Below are 16,904 nucleotides of genomic sequence, written 5' to 3'. Positions count from 1 at the left end.
TCCTTCACAATTTTGATATGGCTGGCGACTTTCGTCAGCCATATTTCGTTATAATCAATCCGCTCACCTCCGCCTTTCTCATGGCCGCCAAACCCGAACTGCAAGCCCAAATCAACGCTCTGCCCCACAAGCCCGGCGTGTATAAGTATTTCGACGACGAAGGCATCATCTACGTGGGCAAGGCCATCGACCTGCGCAAGCGCGTGAGTAGCTACTTCACCAAGCAGGACCACAACAAGAAAACCCAGACGCTCGTCCGCAACATCAAGCGCCTAGAGTTTACCATCGTCGACTCCGAGTCTGACGCTTTTCTGCTGGAAAACAACCTCATCAAGCAGCACCAGCCCAAGTACAACATCCTGCTGAAGGACGGCAAAACCTACCCCTACCTCTGCCTCACCAACGAGCGGTTCCCGCGCCTCATCCCCACCCGCAACAAAATCAACGACGGCTCGCGCTACTACGGCCCCTACGCCAATGGCACGGCCCTCAACGTGCTGCTGGAGCTCATCCGGGCCCTCTACCCGCTACGCACCTGCAACTACAACCTGAGCGTCGCTAACGTCGAAGCCGGCAAGTTCCGGCCCTGCCTGGAGCTGCAGCTCGGCAACTGCAACGCCCCTTGCGTAGCCAAAGAAGACGAGGCCACCTACAGCGGTTACATCCAGCAAATCCGCCAGATTCTCAACGGCGACCTGCGCATTCCCAAGCAGTATTTCCGCGAGCGCATGACGGCTGCCGCCCAGGACATGCAGTACGAGCTGGCGCACGCTTTCAAGGTCAAGCTTGATAAGATTGAGGCCTTCCAGGCGAAGTCTACCATCGTCAACGCCGCCCTCACCAACATCGACGTCTTTGCCATCGCCAGCAACGAAAAATCGGGCTTCATCACCTACCTGAAGGTGATGAACGGCAGCATCATTCTCACCCAGTCGCTTGAAGTCACTAAGAAGCTGGACGAAGAAGACGCCGAAATCCTCGCGCCCATCATCATGCAGATGCGCCAGGAATTCGAGAGTGAGTCAAAGGAAATCCTCACCAACGTAGCCGTCGAGCTCCCTTTGCCCGGCGTTGCCCTCGCCGTTCCCCAAATCGGCGACAAGCGTAAGCTCATCGAACTGGCCCTCAAAAACGTGCTTTACGCCCGCAAGGAGAAGGAAAGCATGAACGAGAAGAGCAAGGACGTGAACGAGGTCCGCATCATGGAAACCATCAAAAAGGACCTGCGCCTCACCGAGTTGCCCAAACACATTGAATGCTTCGACAACTCCAACTTCCAGGGCGACAATCCGGTGGCCGCCATGGTGTGCTTCCGCAATTCCAAGCCCAGCAAGAAGGACTACCGTCACTACCACATCAAAACCGTCATCGGCCCCAACGACTTCGACAGCATGTACGAAGTCGTGACGCGTCGTTACCGCCGCCTCGTCGATGAAGGCGCCAGCCTCCCGCAATTGGTCATCGTCGATGGCGGCAAGGGCCAACTCAGCATGGCCGTCAAGGCCCTGAAAGACCTCAACCTCTGGGGCCAGATTGCCATCATCGGCATCGCCAAGCGCCTCGAAGAAATCTACGTCCCCAACGACCCACTACCCATCTACATCGACAAGCGGAGCGAATCCCTGCGCCTCTTCCAGCGCATGCGCGACGAAGTTCACCGCTTCGGTATCACCTTCCACCGCTCCCGCCGCGACGCCGCCACTCTCAAAACCGAGCTCACCGACGTCAAAGGCCTCGGCCCTATCACCGCCGACAAGCTGCTCAACAAGTTCAAGTCCGTCAAGAAAATCCGGGAGCTCACCGAAGCCGAGCTCATCGCCGAAGTAGGCAAAGCCAAAGCGAAAGTTCTCCAGAACTACTTCGCCGAAAACGAAGCTCCTTCCCACCCAATGCTTCCCAAACAGCTCCCGGTTCAGCCGTAAAACAAAAGAGCCCCTCGCATCACTGCGAGGGGCTCTTTTGTTTCATTAAACCAGTGGGATTAGAAGCTCCACAGGTTGTATTCGTACTCTACCAGATCAGCAGCCGTCTGCTGAGCAGCCAGGATGCCTTGCTGGGCACCACCGTAGATGTCGTCCAAGCGGCTGTCGCCAGCGTTGGACACTTTAGTGATGTACGAGTTGAACAACCACAATTCAAACGCATCAGCGAGGTTTTTGTGCTGCGCATCGTTCTCAGCGTTGAACCAGATGGCATTTTGCGGGTTAGCGCGGAACACCTTCACCAAGTCGCTGTACTTGAACGTCCCAATCGGCTTCTCAATGCCCGAGATGTTCGTAGGCAGCGTCGAGGGTACCAGCAGCGTGATGGATTTGATGTCGTGATACATTCTCGACCGTTTCTTGTCGAAAATCATATCCTCTTTCACTTCCATCTCATACAAATCCTTCGGCCGGTACTCATTGCCTACTGGTGCAGGCGGTGCGGGCGGAGCTACAGCTACGGTTTCGTAAATGATTTTGCCCTTTTTGTCCTTGAGGGGTTTGCCGTTGGCGCCCAGTTTGGGCTGACGCTTGGTGGTAGCACCGCTACCACCGCTTTTCTTCGGTGCGGGTGCACCCCAGCCGTCATCACCGCCGCCGTTCAAATCCTTTTCACTGAAACCAGCCGCCTTCTCCTCGTCGCTCAGCTTCACGGCTTCATCAACGTAGGAAGAGTTAGTCCGCACTTCCTGCGAAGTGAAAGTAGAAGTCAGCGAGTCGTTCTTGTAAGCAGTCAGCTCACCACGCTTCACGGCATCGAGGATAACCCGGCTGATTTCCTTGCCTTCGGAAAACATCGGCTTGTTCTGCTTCTCGCGCAGGTCCACTTGCCGCCAGATGCTCTTGCGAAACATTTGGTCGGACGGAGGAATGGGCCGGTGCGAACCGGTGCTGCTCGCCGTAGTGGCTTGCTCCTGGGCCGAAGCTGCCAATGACAGCGACAAGCCCGCCGCTACTGCGGCCAAGGTGTGAATGGATTTCATATCGGGCAAAAGCAAATTAATTGTAGGATAGTTCGCTAACGTGGCCAAGCCACAGATATTACAGCAAGGGAATATTAAACTGCTTCTGAACGCTCACCGGCTCAGTAGAACCTTGGAAGTTCATGCGCTGCACTTCCTTCACCTCCACGTACAGGCGGTCACCATCGCGGTAGTTATCCACTACACTGCTAAGGTTAGCCACCGGTCCGCTTACGGTGATGGGGGCCAAGGCCGGGCGACGACCACGCACCAACGTCACTTCGTAGCGGGTCACGCGGAAACGAGCGTCTTCCGGCAGGAAGGTAGCAAAACCGGCATCAGGCACAGCTTGCAGCGTCATCGAGCGCACAGCAGTGCCGGGAGTACCCTGTTTCTCGTTGGCTTCCCGGCCACCTAACATGCATTTGATGGTTGGCTTCGGAATGGGACGAACCTGGAAAGTCTGCGAACCGATGGCGTTGCCGCCGCTGCTTACGTTCAGCGTCACTTCCCTTGCATTCGGAATCAAGGTCACGTCACCCACTTTCGTACCGGCAATGGCCGAAGCGCCCGAAGCCGAGAAGCTGGGCTTGTATTGCGCGCCGAGGGCTGGCACCGATACGTTCAGCTTGTTGCCGCACTTGAAGTACAGCGCCTGTACCGAAGCCGACTGAATCTGCATTACCGGCTTGGTAATGGTGTAAGGCACTTTAACAGTGAAGGTGGTATCGCGCCCATTCTGGTTGAAGCGGATGGTGCCGGTCCACGAAGCCTTGGCGTTGCCCGAAGCATCAAACCCACCGGGGCGGGCCGTGAACTCCACTTTGCCTTTGCCATCCGGACCCACCGACAGCGGCGAACCGTTGAGGGTCATTTTCGGGCTGATGGTCGAAGCCGAAGCCGTCAGGAACAATTCGGCTTTGTACTTGGTGCCAGCCGCTACCGTGTTAGACTCGGCACTAGCGAAAGCACCAATCTTGTCAAACACAATCGTCTTGGCACCTACTTTCTGGGCCAGGGCCGACAACGCATCGGCTTCATACTTCAGCACTTCGGTTTCTTTCTGCGAGATGGTAGCCAAGGCGGCCACTACGGGCGTATTCTCGAAGTTGAGTTCCTCGAAGTTCTTCGTCTTCTGCGTTTTTTCGGTTACACGCGGGTCATTCTTAGCGTCGATGGCCAGCGGCTGAGCATTCGGCACAAATTGCTGAATGTAGGTCGCGTAGTCATTCAGCTTAGGCTTCAGACCGGTGTAAGCCAACCCATTGCGCTTGCCGCCTAGCATGGTCATAGCCACTTTGTCTTCGCCGCTGAGGTTGGTCATCTCACCGTTCTTGTTCTCGGTGGCGACCATCAGCTTCTGGCGTACATCGCGCAGGTAAGCTACTAAGTCTTTGGTTTTAGCACGAATCTCTTCGCTCTGTTTGAGCACGGCCAAGTCACGGGGCTGGTTGTTGTTTTTCTTAACAGCCGCCTCAATGCCCTTTACCGTACCGTCTGCCCCTAGCGAGGTCTTATCGTTGACACCCAACAGGCTGTCATCGATGAACTTGAACTTCAGCAGAATCGCTGAGTTCACTTGAAGCGCCAGAAGAGCGGTTAGCACGAGGTACATCATGCCAATCATCTTCTGCCGCGGGGTTTCGTTTCCGCCTGCCATTATCTGGTTCCGCTAAAATTGTGTGGAAGGGATGATAAACGGCGCTTAGGCTTGGGCGCCGGCCCGCATGGCGTTCAGCATGTTGCCGTACACGCGGTTGAGGGAAGTCAGGTTGCCGGTGAGGTCGGCCACTTGCTTCTGGAAGCTTTCGGTGTCTTTGCCAGCCTGAGTCATGTTGTCCATGGCTTTGCTGAGCGTACCGTAGAACTGGTTCATGGACTTGAGGTGCGTATTGGCATCCTGCAGTTCCATTTCATACACGGCGTTCAGCGCACCCAGGTTTTTGGTCACGTTTTGCACCTGCATGTGGTACTCTTTGGCATCCGAGGTTGCGTTCGACATAGCCGAAATAGCATCCACAGTGTTCGAGTAAGCAACGTTGATTTTTTCCAGCGAATCAGCGGCCGAGCGTACTTTCTTGGTGTACTCGTCGGTGACGTTGGTGGCTTCGCCCAGCTGCGAAAGCTGCGAGGTGGTGGTGCTGAGGCGATTCAGGCCCTGGCCCAGGTTGGTGAGGGCTTCGGGGGTTACATTGGCATTTTTCAGCATGTCGTCCAGCTTCATGGTCAGGCCTTTAGCCGAACCGTCAGAAGTCGAAAGGCTGGGATTACCGGTCGAAGGGTCGTAGCCCTCGCTCAGCTCAGGGTAAACCAGCGACCAGTCGTGCTCCTTGTGAGCGGGCTGGAATGCGCTCAGGAAGAAGATAACAGCTTCCGTGCCCAGACCAACGATGAGCATGATGTCGGCACCGGCCCAGTGCTCAATTTTAAACAATGCACCGACGATAACAACGGCTGCACCGATGCCATAGATTTTGGGCATCAGCGAATCATAGAGAAAACTTCCTTTAGCTGCCATGAGAGTTTAACGATTGAAAGGGGTTGAAGAAGGTGTTGAAGGGGAGGGTGGTTAATTAATGTCGTCCCGCCAATTGAGGTGGTGTATTATTAGTTGAGCGAGCTGTTGGTACCCATGCCAATCTGAATCATCGAGCAACGGAAACCGATGTAAGAGCGGGCCGAGTCCTGGTATTCAAAATTGCGCGTACCGGTTTCGAGGAAGTAAGCAATGTCTTTCCACGAACCGCCCCGTACCACTTTGCGGGGTTCGTTGTCGTCCGGGTTAGTGGGGTTCAAGTCCCACACCACCGGCACCGAGGCTTCCATGTAAGCGTCATCGCACCACTCCGATACGTTGCCGGCCATATCATACAGGCCGAAGTCGTTGGGGAAGAACGAACCTACTTCCGAGGTGTAAGCAAAGCCATCTGATGCGTAGTCGCCACGGCCGGGTTTGAAGTTGGCCAGCATGCAGCCTTTGGTGTTACGCAGGTATGGGCCACCCCAGGGGTAGGTAGCCAAGTCGCGGCCGCCGCGAGCAGCGTACTCCCATTCGGCCTCCGAAGGCAAGCGGAAGTTGGGGTCATTGGCGTAACCAGATTCTTCGCGGGCAGCGTTGCGGAACTTGGTGCGCCAGTTGCAGAAATACTTTGCTGCAAACCAGTCGACGCCCACTACCGGATAATCATCGAAAGCCGGGTGGGTGTAGTAGTACTCCAGCAAGGGGTCGCCCATGTGATAAGTGAAGTCGCGCACCCAAACCGTGGTATCGGGGTACAACTCGGTCATCACGTATTCTTCGCCCAGCACGTCGAGTGAGTCCTGCTTGATGGCATCGACAAACTGACGGTATTCGTTGTTGGTAATCTCCGTTTCGTCCATGTAGAAGCCGGCGATGGTCACCTGCTTGTTCATGTTCACCATTGAGGCAGAAATGTCCTGGTCGGTCTGGCCCATGTGGAACGTGCCACCGGGGCAGGGCACCATGCCATATGGCACTTCCTGAGGAATAAAGAAGGGCCGGTCCTCGGAACCAACCAGGTCACCGGTTGGTCCTTTGCCAAAACACCCGCCCAATAATGTACCGGAGATAGCAAAAAGGGATAATGCTAGAAACTTGTTCATGGGGTTAGAATTCTGTTTAGTAATTGCCGATACCGCTAAAGTCCATTTAGATGGGCTGGCAAATCTACACTAAATTAGGAAACTGTGCAATACTTAAACTTTACTGCACACGACCAAATTCAGGGCAAACACGCTGGATAGCGTAAATAACTCGGTTAATCCTTATTATATCTTGCGAAGCCGCCTAAAATTTATCCTAACTTGATTAGGATAATGCTCATTCTGGGTGCCGAACGAGGAATATGACAATTAGAAGCTGTAACGGGGCGTGCGGATAGCCGGGCGAATATTAGAAGCCGGCTTGGGCAAGCGGTAGGAGAGCATAATCTCATGCGAGCTGAAAGCGCGCGCATCTTGGTTGAAGGCAATAAAGTCGAAGGCGTAGCCCAGACGGACGGCGTTGTCCTTAGCAAAGCTGATGCCCAACAGGCCCGAAACGGATTCCTCGGTCCGGTAGTTGGCACCTATCCAATATTTGTCGTCGATAGTCGCCCGAACACCACCCTCAAAGGAGTAGTTCTTAGAGTTATTAAATTTGTTGCTGCTGGAAAAGTCACCCGGCAATACGGATTTCACCAATACCATAGGCGTCACCACAACGGACGACGAGGCATCGATATTGTAGCCGGCGGTAAAATAGGCGTGGTTCTCGGCGATGTATTGGTTGGGCGTACCGGCGGTGCCGGCGCTCTTGAACGTGTACTGCGAACGCAGCAGGTTATTCATGCTCAGACCTGCGTAGAACTTGGGCGACTCGTACCACAAGCCCACGCCTGCATCGAACTTGCTGTCGGAGGCGCCGCTGGGCACGTTCACGTCGTCTTTGTCGAGGGCGATATAGGTTCCTTTGCTCAGGTAGGTATAGGTGCCTTGCAGACCGATGCCTAGCTTGCCTGAACCCAGCTTGATGTGCTGCGAGTAAGAAAGCGCAGCGTTGGTCATTTTCGACTGGCCGAGCACGTCGTAGTACACCACGGCGCCCACGCCGCCACCGGTGGCCAGAATGGGGAGCGAAGCGGAAATCAGGCCCGTACGGGGCGAACCGTTGGCATCGCCGAAGTTGCCGTAGTTGAAGTACTGGTAACGGCCGATGAGGGTCACCTCGCCTTGCCCTTTGATGCCGGCATACGCCGGATTCAGAGCCATGCCATTAAAACCGTAGTGGGTGAACTGGGGCTGCTGTTGGGCATACGCCGAACCGGCCGCGGCCGTGAAGAGCAGGGTCGCGAGTAACGTTCCTTTCATAGGACAGGTGTGGTGGTAACGGGTGAAGAAGAGGGAGGTGGGGGTGGTGGGTGTTGCGAATGGAAGAATAGCTTCCAAATGTAAGGCAAAAACCGGCTTCAAAAAATTCAACCAAAAAAAACCGGCGCAAGGGTGTTGCTCCGGTTTTCAACCTTTTACCCTTATCAGGCGTCGGGTTTGGTATTTTTAGTACTACTCTTGCCTACATCGGGCTGGGCATGCCGACGAATGTAGGCCTCGATGGCTCCGGTCATGGATGGGGCGTTGGGGTGGGGCGCTTCAATGTCGAGGATGAGGCCGGCGTCGATGACGGCTTTGGCCGTGGTGGGCCCAAAAGCAGCAATGCGGGTGCCATCCTGCACGAAATCGGGGAAGTTGATGAAAAGCGAGCTGATGCCGGAAGGGCTGAAAAATGCGATGCAATCGTACTTCACCTCCGCGAGGTCAGACAGGTCGCTGGCCACGGTGCGGTAGATAACTGCCTCGGAAAACTTGAGGTTGTTGGCCCGCATGAACACGGGAAGGTCGTCCTTCCGAATGTCGGAGCAGGGATAGAGAAACTTCTCGCCTTTGTGCTTCTTGATGACCTCGAACAAGTCGGCCGCCGTGCGCTCGCCCACAAACAGCTTGCGCTTGCGCAGCACAATGTACTTCTGCAAGTAGTTGGCCGTCTGCTCGGAAATGCAGAAATACTTCATTTCCGCCGGCATTTCTAACTTCGCTTCCTGGCAGATGCGGAAGAAATGGTCGACGGCGTTGCGGCTCGTGAAGATGACGGCCGTGTATTCCAGAATATTTATTTTTTCGCGCCGAAAATCCTTGTAGGATACGGGCTGCACATCGATGAACTCGCGAAAATCCACTTTGATGCCGTATTTCTCGGCAATGGAGAAATAGGGAGAAACATCGTTGGTGGGTTTCGGCTGGGTAACCAGGATGCTACTGATGCGTTTGGCATGCCGGCCTGTGCCCGGCTTTTCTGCACTCTCGGCCATACAGGAAGAAAAAGAGTAGTATTAGGACAATAAGAGTAAGTAAATGAAAAAAGCGCAGGCCGCAGAGCGGTGCTAATCAGTACGTAAAAACAATAAGTTTAAGTAAAACCAGTAAAGGCAGTACTTCAGTGGCACAAAGGTAGGCAAACAAATGCAGATTCATCAGCGACGCGTGCTGGTGCAGGGTGCGCCCCACCCGCAGCACCGTGCCGACCAATACCAACGCAATGGCGGCGCTGGCCGCCCAGGCCACTGTGCGCGGATGGCCGCTGTTGAGGCTCAGGTAGAGCAGGAGCACAACGGGCAGTACCAACCCCGCCAGCAAGGTGGTGCGTAGAAACTCCCGGTATTGTATATCGACCAGTGGCTGCAAGCCGAAAGTATAGCCCAAGATGCCTACGTAGAGGTATTTGCCGAATACGAAGGCGGTGATGATGGCCGTATAGAGCAGTACCCGCGCCACGATGGCGGTTTCGGGCACGTTGAAGAAGCGGCGCAGCAGGGGCAGGTTCTGCAGGTCGGTGTGAATGGCGGTGAGGAGGAGCGCAAACGACAGCGCGAACAGCAGCACCAGCAACAGGTTGAGCAGCGAAAAGGCCGGCTTGGCCAAGAATGCCTGTTGGTCGCTGCCGTTGCCGAACAGCTCCTCAATCTGAAAAATACGGGCCAGGCCGGGCTGGTAAGTGGTGCGCACGGCGCCGTACGAGAGGCCGAGCACCAGCAAAAAGCCCAAGTACACGTTCTGGCCCTGCGGGCCGGGCAGCCGGGGCTGGGCCGCCTGCACTACTTTGGAAATAGCCTGACCGGGGGCCGACGCGCTGGCGCTCAAGCTGGAGAAGGAGGTGAGCGCTGGGTAGCCATCGGGCTGCCAGACGGCGAGCAGGTGCGAGCCCACCGGCAGCTGGGCAGGCAGCAGGTGGGCCAGGTCGAGGAAGTAGGTGGTGGCAGTGCGCGCCGTGAAAACCAGCTGGTTATCGATAAACAAGCTCAGCCCAGGCTGCGCGGCAAACGAGAGCGGAAACGGCTGGCTGTGGCTGAGCCGCACCCATTGGTAGTAGGCGTGGGCGGGCAGGTGGTAGCCGGGCAGATAGAAAATTAGCCGATTGCGCGCCGCGTCGTGAATCAGCCAATCGGAGGAGAGGGACGTGGGCGAGGCCGGAGGCAACTGCTTGTATTCGCTGGCGTGGGCGGGGCGCAGGCTGCCGGGCAGCGCAAGCCCGAAGCTGCAGAGCAGTAGCCAAACCCACCGAAATGCGCCGCGCGTGGCCATAAGGGGCTAATTGCCGTTTTGGGCGGCGGCGAGCTGGCGACGGGAAATCCGGCTTTGATACACGCCGAAGAAGATGCTGAGCAGGGCGGAAAATACGGCCAGCGCGGCAATGAGGATGGTGTTGCCGAGGTAGGCGAAGCGGATGACGAACAGGATAACCAGAATGTTGAGCAGGCCCAGCAGCAGCACGGTGCTGATTTGCTGGAAGCCCATGGCCAGAATGCGGTGGTGAATGTGGTTCTTGTCGGGCGAGAAGGGCGACTTGCCGGCCAGCATGCGCAGCGAAAAAACCCGCAGGGTATCGAATAAAGGCACAAATAGAATGCCCACCGCTACCGAAGGCGAAGCGGAAGCAAACGGCTGCCCCACGTGCAGCCCCATTTCGATGAACTGAATGGCTAGTACCGACACGATAAAGCCACACACCAGCGAACCGGTGTCACCCATGAAAATGGGAGCCCGGTGGAAGTTGTAGCGCAGAAAACCGAACAGGCCGCCTACCAGGCACACCGCTACGTACACGTAATTGCCGAAACCGGGGCCGCCGTAGGCGTAGAAGTAGTAGCCAAACGTGCTGCAGATGATGGACACGATGGTGCCGGCCAAGCCATCAAGGCCGTCGATGAGATTTATGGCGTTGGTGATGCCAACAATGACGCCAAGCGTGAAGGCGTAGCTGACGCCAATGGGCAGCGTGCCGATGCCCAGGATGCCCTGAAAGCTGGTGATGCGCACATCGGCCATTACCATCACGATGCCGGTGGCGAGAAGTTGACCGACGAACTTTTTGGCCACCGACATGCCCACTAGGTCGTCCTTCAGGCCCACAAAAAACAGGATGATGCAGCCGGCCAGCAGTTCCTTCACGCCATTTTCGAGCGGTGCGAAGATGGTGAGGGCCGACATGAATCCGGCAAACACGGCCACGCCCCCCAGCCGCGGCGTGAGCGACTGGTGCACGGTGCGCCCGTTGGGGGTATCAAGCATGTTTTTGAGGTGAGCGATGTAGATGATGGACGGCACCGCGAAGAGCGACACCAGCAACGCCCACATCCAGGACAAGCTCAGGGCAATATCAGTATGATTCATAGACAACAGGTTACGGCATAAGCAATGCCGGTGACTGAAGCAGTCACCAGCGCAAAGGCAGAAACGGAATTAGCTGTGCAAAACGCCCTGGCGGTTGAGTAGGGCAATGTGAATAAGGTTGTCGGGCACAATGGAATCGGGCACGAACACAAATTTTTTGTCGAAAATCTGCGCGCCGCGGTAGTAGCTCACCCAATACTGGTTGTTGAGGTGAAACACGGCCGGGTCGATGGACTCAACGGGCACGGCGGTGTGGGCCGGCACTTCCTCGAAGAGGTAGCGCAGGGTGGACGTTTGCACCTTCTCGCCGTCGGGCTGCTCGCCGTAGCCCTTGGCGTTGATGATGACGTTTTCGAGGGGAAAGGCATTGTGGTTGAGCAAGTACACTTGCCAGAAGGGCTGGCCTTCGGGCGTCAGGGCCTGCTCGTCGGGGATGACGGCAACCGAGACGCCTTCCACGGGGTCGAAGGGGATATCTTGTTTCACGAGGGAACGTTGAGGCTGGAGGTAGATGAGGTTGGAGAGGCAGACGGCCCGGCCGCGGCCAATAGGTCTGTGAGGTGGCGCAGCAGGCGCTCCTGCACTTCCCCTACCGACACCGCCGGCGCGGCGCCCAGTTCCTGGGCCAGCGAGGTCACAGCCTTGTCGGTGATGCCGCAGGGCACGATGTGGCCGAAGTACGAAAGGTCGGGGTTCACGTTCAGGGCGAAGCCATGCAAAGTCACCCAGCGGCTGCACTTTACGCCGAGGGCGCAGATTTTGCGCGGGTTGGGCGCGCCTTCTTCCCAGTCGAGCCACACGCCGGTGAGGCCAGCGATGCGGCCGGCATTCAGCCCGTATTCGGCCAGAGTGCGGATGACGGCCTCTTCCAGGGTGCGCAGGTACCAGTGGATGTCGTTGCGGAAATTGTCGAGGTCGAGGATGGGGTAGCCCACCAGCTGGCCGGGACCGTGGTAGGTGATGTCGCCGCCCCGGTTAATGCGGTGAAAGCTGGCGTGGTGCGCAGTCAGGGCCTCGTCGTCGAGCAGCAGGTGCTCGGGCTTGCCGCTTTTGCCCAGCGTGTAGGTGTGCGGGTGCTCGCAAAGGAGCAGGTGGTTGGGCGTGGGCAGCGGCGCGGCGCCGGTGGTTTCGGCCTGGCGGTTCAGGGTTTTGATGGCCAGCGTGGCGGCCATCAGCTCTTCCTGCATCTCCCAGGTGGGCACGTACTCCACCAGACCGAGGCGCTGCACCTGCAGCGTCCGGTTGGGTACCGGGCCAGCGGGCAGTCGGGCGTCGAGCAGCGGCGCGGAAGTTGGTTCGGCGAGGGAAGCCATGAGCGAGGGTTGATGAAACGGGACACAAAGGTACTAACCGCCGTAGGCTTTGGCTTACGCCGTCCGGCAGCTAGCTTGCGTACCGTGCGGCTGGTTTTGGCCAGCCGGCGCCCTCTCCCACTCTTGCTCATGGCCCACGCCCCCCACGACCTAGGACAAGCTGGCGAAACGGCCGCCGCCGACTATTTTGTGGCCCGCGGCTACGAGGTGCTGGCCCGCAGCTACCGCCACGGCCGCGCCGAGGTCGACCTTGTGCTGCGGCGCGGCAATGAATTGCTAGTGTTTGCCGAAGTGAAAACCCGTTCTTCGGGTCAATACGGCACGCCGGAAACCTTCGTCTCGGCCCGCAAAAAGGAGTTGTTCCGCCTCGCGGCCACGCATCTGCAGGAAGAGCTGGATTGGCGCGGCGACATCCGCTTCGACATCGTGGCCCTGACACTGCTCAGCCAGGGCTTCCGCATCGAGCATTTTGAGGATGCGTTTTATTAATGAGACGGTTTAATAAGCTCTAGAACGGTCATGTCGAGCTTGCCGAAACATCTCGCGTGCAACATTAATCCAATCGACAGGATTAGTGGTGGCACACGAGATGTCTCGGCAAGCTCGACATAGCGTTTATTCTTTCCGAACTGCTCTCACTACGCCTCCTGCCAACCAGTTACCGCCGTTTCGGCGTCACCTTGGGGGCGGCTTTGGGCACGGTGCGGGGCGTGTAGCCGGGGCGGCGGGCCGGATTGGGGTCGGCGGTGGGCTCGTTGCGCGTATCGAGGTTCTTCTCCTTGTCGAAGATGAGCTTGGCCTCGCGCGAGTACTCGCGGACGAGTTCGGGCTCGGTCACCTCGGGGTCGTAGCCAGATTCGCCGTACTGGTACTCGTAGCGCCGACGTGAGCGGAAACCCCAGAATTTGGTCCAAGTGCCCACGCGCTTGCCGTTTTCAAACTGGCCGCGCCATTCGGGCTGGCCGTTCTGGAAGAATTTGGCGTAGTCGCCTTCGAGCTTGCCGTTCACGTAGGGCACAATTTCGTTGATTTTGCCCCGGTCTTCGCCATAGTAGCTCACGTTAGCGTCGCGCGGGAAACCCATTTCGTAGTGGGTTTTGGTGAGCAGCACGCCGTTCTTGTCGAAGGTTTCCCAGCGCAGGTGGCGGGTGCCGAGGGCATAATAGCCGGATTCGAGCACCTTGTTGTTCTGCATCACCTTGTAGGGGCCGTGCAGGATTTTGAGCTGCGAGGCGTCTTCCTCCACAGCCGCCAGCTTCAGAATCTTGTGCTTCTTAGTGTCGTAGTAATAGTAGGCTGGGGCGTAAGCATTAAGCGCCTTGGGGTACTTCAGGTAGTAGAAAATGGTGATTTTCTGGTTGCGCCCCTTCGGACCGGTCTTCACGAAAGCCTTCTTCATCTTCTCACCCAGGAAGACGTTTTTCTTCTTCTTTTTCGACTTGCGCTGGGCGTCTTTCTCGGCGTCTTTGGCAGCTTTTTCCTGCTCTTTGGTGAGCACCGCCTTGCGGGCCGTGCTGAGCGAAGGCTTGCCGTTGAGGGTGTCGCCGGTAGTGGTGAGCGTGTCCGACACCAGCGCCAGCGGCTCATCGGGCGTGCTTTTGAACGATACCGTTTTGCGCGTGCAGGCCCACGGCAACAACGTGAGCACCGCCAACCAAACCCCCAGGAAACGCAGCGGCCGCAGCCACAAACGAGAATTACGCATGAATTGCCTTAAATATTGACGCGGCCCTAACGCAAATGTAGCGCGCTTTGGTGCCCAAGTAGTGGGTTGGTGGATGAGTGGATTGGTGGATTGACTTTCAATTGTGACGATATTTAGGTTACGGTCCAACGTCAATCCACCAACCCACTCATTCGCCAACCCACTACTTCACCTTCCGCGTGGTCAAATCCACCTGCTGGCCGGCCACCAGCAGGTGCAGGCGCAGGTTGTGCCCGCTGATGACTTGGTCTTCGGCCAAATCAAACAGGTTGTTGTGGGTAACATCGGCGGCATCGACCACCACCACGGCTTCTTCGCCGAACACCTCGGCGGGCTGGCCGGCGCGCACCACCAGCCCGGTTTCTTCGCTCAGGCCGATGCCCAGCAACTCGGGCCGGGCCAGCACGGCGTGCATGAGGCGCGGGTAGCGGCCGCGCTCGGCAAAGTGCTGGTCGAGTAGCACGCCGGGCAGCAGGCCCAGGCCGGGCTTCACCTCGATATTGCCGCCGAGCAGGCTGCGCCAGCCGTGGCCGTTCACCAGCATCACCTCGGCCATGGCAGAGGCGCCAGCGCTGGTGCCGGCCACGATGAAATGGGCCTCGGTGGCGTATTTGTGCCGCAGGATGGTCAGAAACTCAGTGCCGAGCAGAAACTCGGTGATGCGCTCCTGGTCGCCGCCGCTCATGAACACCAACGCCGCCCGGCGCAGGCGCGTGAGGGTGGCGGGGTCGTCGGCGGGGTTGGTTTCATCCACCTGGAGGTGGCGCACGTGGGGGCAGCCCTGCTGGTGCAGGGCGTGGGCGTAGGCGGCGGCGGTGCGGGCGGGCTGGCGCCGGCTGGCCGTAGTGAGGATTTCGATGGGAACGTTGCGGTCGGGCAGCAGGCGGGCCAGCAGGGCCAGCATGGGGTCGTCGTCGCCGCCGCCCAGCACCACGAGGGTGCCCAGGGGCGCGGGGGCAACGGAAGTATCAGTGGGCATAAGCACGGGGTTGGGGCGGCAAGATGGGGCGGCCCGCGCGGTTGTTACGTATCGAGACGCAATTAAGGCGGTCATGCAGAAAGCAGCGAAGCATCTTGCGTGCCACCACTAATCCTGGCGATTGGATTACTACCACACGCGAGATGCTTCGCTGCGCTCTGCATGACGTTCTTTTATCGGTCTACGGTACCCATTTACCGCCTGCTTCGCCCTACTTTTGTGGCGCTTATTCCCTTCATCAACCCCGCTTGCCTAGCGAAGCATCTCCCCCTCCTCTTTTTCATGCAGCCGCAGACCGTGGAAACCATCACGTCCCTGATTCAGGAGGGCGAATTTTTTAAGCTCAAGCAGCTGCTCCGCGATTTCCAGCCCTCGGAGCTGGTGTCGCTCATTGAGGCCGAGGAGGAACGGGAACAGCTCATCATCTTCCGGCTCTTGCCGCTGAAGCTGGCCACCGAGGTGTTCGAATACCTCGATTTGGAAGTGCAGCGGCACTTTCTCGACAATCTGGCCCAGGACAAGATGGCCGACATCCTCAACGAGATGTCGCCCGACGACCGTACGGCCCTGCTCGAATTCCTGCCCGCCAACTTCGTGGCCGAGCTCGTGCAAAGCCTGAGCGAGGAAGAGCGTAAGGTGACGCTGCAGCTGCTGGGCTACCCCGAATACTCGGTGGGCCGCCTGATGACGCCCGACTACATCGCCATTCGCGAGAACTGGACGGTGCAGCAGGTGCTCGACTACATCCGGCAGCACGGCGGGCAGTCCGAAACGCTGAGTATGCTCTACGTCACCGACGCCCACGGCGTGCTGATTGACGACATCCGCATCCGGGAATTCCTGCTGGCCGCGCCCACCGTGCGGGTGCGCGAGCTGATGGACCGCCGCTACGTGAGCCTGATGGCCCACCAGGACCAAGAAGAGGGCATCGACATCTTCCGGCGCAACGACCGCAACGCCCTGCCCGTGGTGTCGGACCAAGGCATCCTGCTCGGCATCGTGACCATCGACGACATCCTCAGCATTCGGGAAGAAGAAGATACCGAGGACATCCAGAAGTTCGGCGGCTCCGAAGCCCTCGACGAGCCCTACCTCACCATGCCCCTGCTGCGCTTGGTGCAGAAGCGGGCCGGCTGGCTGGTGGTGCTGTTTCTGGGCGAACTGCTCACGGCGTCGGCTATGCAGTTCTTCGAAGGCGAGCTGCAAAAGGCCATTGTGCTGATGCAGTTCGTGCCGCTCATCATCAGCTCCGGCGGCAATTCGGGCTCGCAGGCCACGTCGCTCATCATCCGGGCCATGGCGCTGGGCGAGTTCACGCTGGGCGAGTGGTGGCGGGTGCTGCGGCGCGAAATCATCACCGGCCTGGCCCTGGGCCTGATTCTGGGGCTGGTGGGCTTCGGGCGCATTGCCATCTGGCAATCCATCACGCCCATCTATGGTGAGCACTGGGCACTGGTGGCCCTCACGGTGGGCGTGGCATTGGTGGGCATTGTGCTGTGGGGCTCGCTGGCGGGCTCCATGCTGCCGCTGCTGCTCAAGAAGCTGGGCCTGGACCCGGCCACCTCGTCGGCACCCTTCGTGGCCACGCTGGTCGATGTGACGGGCCTGATTATCTACTTCTCGGTAGCGCTGCTGATACTGCGCGGCACGCTGCTGTAGAGACGCATACTTACAGCTCGTCGTTGAACGCGCGGAACCGCTTTGTCCATCCCGTTCAGGCATCACCGTTCAATGGCGAGC

General features: G+C 58.0%; 15 protein-coding genes. 3 read left to right on the top strand and 12 right to left on the bottom strand.

What is annotated here, in order from left to right; genetic code table 11:
* Positions 1-80: 80 nt before the first annotated feature.
* On the top strand, positions 81-1,922 hold the full coding sequence (gene uvrC / locus Q5H92_RS20575) for an excinuclease ABC subunit UvrC (RefSeq protein ID WP_305013440.1): 1,842 nt from the start codon (positions 81-83) through the stop codon (positions 1,920-1,922).
* A 59-nt stretch (positions 1,923-1,981) separates the two neighbouring features.
* Here the strand turns inward: uvrC and porN are convergent, their stop codons facing one another.
* The 10 genes from porN to lipB all read right to left on the bottom strand — a co-directional run bounded on the left by porN (position 1,982) and on the right by lipB (position 12,480).
* Positions 1,982-2,965: a type IX secretion system ring subunit PorN/GldN gene (gene porN / locus Q5H92_RS20570; RefSeq protein WP_305013439.1), complete on the bottom strand. Its 984-nt coding sequence runs from the start codon at positions 2,963-2,965 to the stop codon at positions 1,982-1,984.
* Positions 2,966-3,023: 58 nt separating this feature from the next.
* The gene (gene porM / locus Q5H92_RS20565) at positions 3,024-4,604 is read right to left on the bottom strand and encodes a type IX secretion system motor protein PorM/GldM (RefSeq protein WP_305013438.1); all 1,581 of its coding nucleotides are present in this window, start codon (positions 4,602-4,604) and stop codon (positions 3,024-3,026) included.
* Between the two features lie 45 nt (positions 4,605-4,649).
* Positions 4,650-5,426 (bottom strand): type IX secretion system motor protein PorL/GldL, encoded by a 777-nt coding sequence (gene porL, locus Q5H92_RS20560; protein ID WP_305013437.1) that lies wholly within the window; start codon positions 5,424-5,426, stop codon positions 4,650-4,652.
* Between the two features lie 125 nt (positions 5,427-5,551).
* Positions 5,552-6,568 carry a T9SS ring complex lipoprotein PorK/GldK gene (gene porK / locus Q5H92_RS20555; RefSeq protein ID WP_305013436.1) on the bottom strand — a complete coding sequence of 339 codons (1,017 nt, stop codon included), beginning with the start codon at positions 6,566-6,568 and terminating at the stop codon, positions 5,552-5,554.
* A gap of 249 nt (positions 6,569-6,817) precedes the next feature.
* The gene (locus Q5H92_RS20550; RefSeq protein WP_305013435.1) at positions 6,818-7,813 is read right to left on the bottom strand and encodes a PorP/SprF family type IX secretion system membrane protein; all 996 of its coding nucleotides are present in this window, start codon (positions 7,811-7,813) and stop codon (positions 6,818-6,820) included.
* Positions 7,814-7,977: 164 nt separating this feature from the next.
* Positions 7,978-8,808: a uroporphyrinogen-III synthase gene (locus Q5H92_RS20545; protein ID WP_305013434.1), complete on the bottom strand. Its 831-nt coding sequence runs from the start codon at positions 8,806-8,808 to the stop codon at positions 7,978-7,980.
* Positions 8,809-8,884: 76 nt separating this feature from the next.
* The gene (locus Q5H92_RS20540) at positions 8,885-10,078 is read right to left on the bottom strand and encodes a DUF4271 domain-containing protein (RefSeq protein WP_305013433.1); all 1,194 of its coding nucleotides are present in this window, start codon (positions 10,076-10,078) and stop codon (positions 8,885-8,887) included.
* Positions 10,079-10,084: 6 nt separating this feature from the next.
* Positions 10,085-11,167 carry an MraY family glycosyltransferase gene (locus tag Q5H92_RS20535; protein ID WP_305013432.1) on the bottom strand — a complete coding sequence of 361 codons (1,083 nt, stop codon included), beginning with the start codon at positions 11,165-11,167 and terminating at the stop codon, positions 10,085-10,087.
* A gap of 69 nt (positions 11,168-11,236) precedes the next feature.
* On the bottom strand, positions 11,237-11,653 hold the full coding sequence (locus Q5H92_RS20530) for a hypothetical protein (protein ID WP_305013431.1): 417 nt from the start codon (positions 11,651-11,653) through the stop codon (positions 11,237-11,239).
* Complete coding sequence (lipB, locus tag Q5H92_RS20525; protein WP_305013430.1) at positions 11,650-12,480, bottom strand: lipoyl(octanoyl) transferase LipB; 831 nt, start codon at positions 12,478-12,480, stop codon at positions 11,650-11,652. The genes Q5H92_RS20530 and lipB overlap by 4 nt, the downstream gene beginning before the upstream one ends.
* A 129-nt stretch (positions 12,481-12,609) precedes the next feature.
* Here lipB and Q5H92_RS20520 point away from each other — a divergent pair, with 129 nt between their 5' ends.
* Complete coding sequence (locus Q5H92_RS20520) at positions 12,610-12,969, top strand: YraN family protein (RefSeq protein ID WP_305013429.1); 360 nt, start codon at positions 12,610-12,612, stop codon at positions 12,967-12,969.
* Between the two features lie 169 nt (positions 12,970-13,138).
* Here Q5H92_RS20520 and Q5H92_RS20515 read toward each other — a convergent pair whose 3' ends face one another.
* Both Q5H92_RS20515 and Q5H92_RS20510 read right to left on the bottom strand, forming a co-directional pair.
* The gene (locus Q5H92_RS20515; protein WP_305013428.1) at positions 13,139-14,185 is read right to left on the bottom strand and encodes a toxin-antitoxin system YwqK family antitoxin; all 1,047 of its coding nucleotides are present in this window, start codon (positions 14,183-14,185) and stop codon (positions 13,139-13,141) included.
* Positions 14,186-14,348: 163 nt separating this feature from the next.
* The gene (locus tag Q5H92_RS20510) at positions 14,349-15,164 is read right to left on the bottom strand and encodes a cyanophycinase (RefSeq protein ID WP_305013427.1); all 816 of its coding nucleotides are present in this window, start codon (positions 15,162-15,164) and stop codon (positions 14,349-14,351) included.
* A 282-nt stretch (positions 15,165-15,446) separates the two neighbouring features.
* On the opposite strand from Q5H92_RS20510, the gene mgtE reads away from it, so the two are divergent.
* Positions 15,447-16,823: a magnesium transporter gene (mgtE, locus tag Q5H92_RS20505; protein WP_305013426.1), complete on the top strand. Its 1,377-nt coding sequence runs from the start codon at positions 15,447-15,449 to the stop codon at positions 16,821-16,823.
* The last annotated feature ends 81 nt before the right edge of the window (positions 16,824-16,904 follow it).

Origin of the sequence: Hymenobacter mellowenesis (assembly GCF_030581005.1) — a bacterium.
In the GTDB taxonomy this organism is placed as follows: domain Bacteria; phylum Bacteroidota; class Bacteroidia; order Cytophagales; family Hymenobacteraceae; genus Hymenobacter; species Hymenobacter mellowenesis.
This window is presented reverse-complemented; position numbering and strand designations above follow the sequence as displayed.

Bases quoted from the DNA above. Each gene is read 5' to 3' on its own strand.
- uvrC (WP_305013440.1), top strand. From the start codon at position 81: ATGGCCGCCAAACCCGAACTGCAAGCCCAAATCAACGCTCTGCCCCAC.
- porN (WP_305013439.1), bottom strand. From the start codon at position 2,965: ATGAAATCCATTCACACCTTGGCCGCAGTAGCGGCGGGCTTGTCGCTG.
- porM (WP_305013438.1), bottom strand. From the start codon at position 4,604: ATGGCAGGCGGAAACGAAACCCCGCGGCAGAAGATGATTGGCATGATG.
- porL (WP_305013437.1), bottom strand. From the start codon at position 5,426: ATGCCCAAAATCTATGGCATCGGTGCAGCCGTTGTTATCGTCGGTGCA.
- porK (WP_305013436.1), bottom strand. From the start codon at position 6,568: ATGAACAAGTTTCTAGCATTATCCCTTTTTGCTATCTCCGGTACATTA.
- Q5H92_RS20550 (WP_305013435.1), bottom strand. From the start codon at position 7,813: ATGAAAGGAACGTTACTCGCGACCCTGCTCTTCACGGCCGCGGCCGGT.
- Q5H92_RS20545 (WP_305013434.1), bottom strand. From the start codon at position 8,808: ATGGCCGAGAGTGCAGAAAAGCCGGGCACAGGCCGGCATGCCAAACGC.
- Q5H92_RS20540 (WP_305013433.1), bottom strand. From the start codon at position 10,078: ATGGCCACGCGCGGCGCATTTCGGTGGGTTTGGCTACTGCTCTGCAGC.
- Q5H92_RS20535 (WP_305013432.1), bottom strand. From the start codon at position 11,167: ATGAATCATACTGATATTGCCCTGAGCTTGTCCTGGATGTGGGCGTTG.
- lipB (WP_305013430.1), bottom strand. From the start codon at position 12,480: ATGGCTTCCCTCGCCGAACCAACTTCCGCGCCGCTGCTCGACGCCCGA.
- Q5H92_RS20520 (WP_305013429.1), top strand. From the start codon at position 12,610: ATGGCCCACGCCCCCCACGACCTAGGACAAGCTGGCGAAACGGCCGCC.
- Q5H92_RS20515 (WP_305013428.1), bottom strand. From the start codon at position 14,185: ATGCGTAATTCTCGTTTGTGGCTGCGGCCGCTGCGTTTCCTGGGGGTT.
- Q5H92_RS20510 (WP_305013427.1), bottom strand. From the start codon at position 15,164: ATGCCCACTGATACTTCCGTTGCCCCCGCGCCCCTGGGCACCCTCGTG.
- mgtE (WP_305013426.1), top strand. From the start codon at position 15,447: ATGCAGCCGCAGACCGTGGAAACCATCACGTCCCTGATTCAGGAGGGC.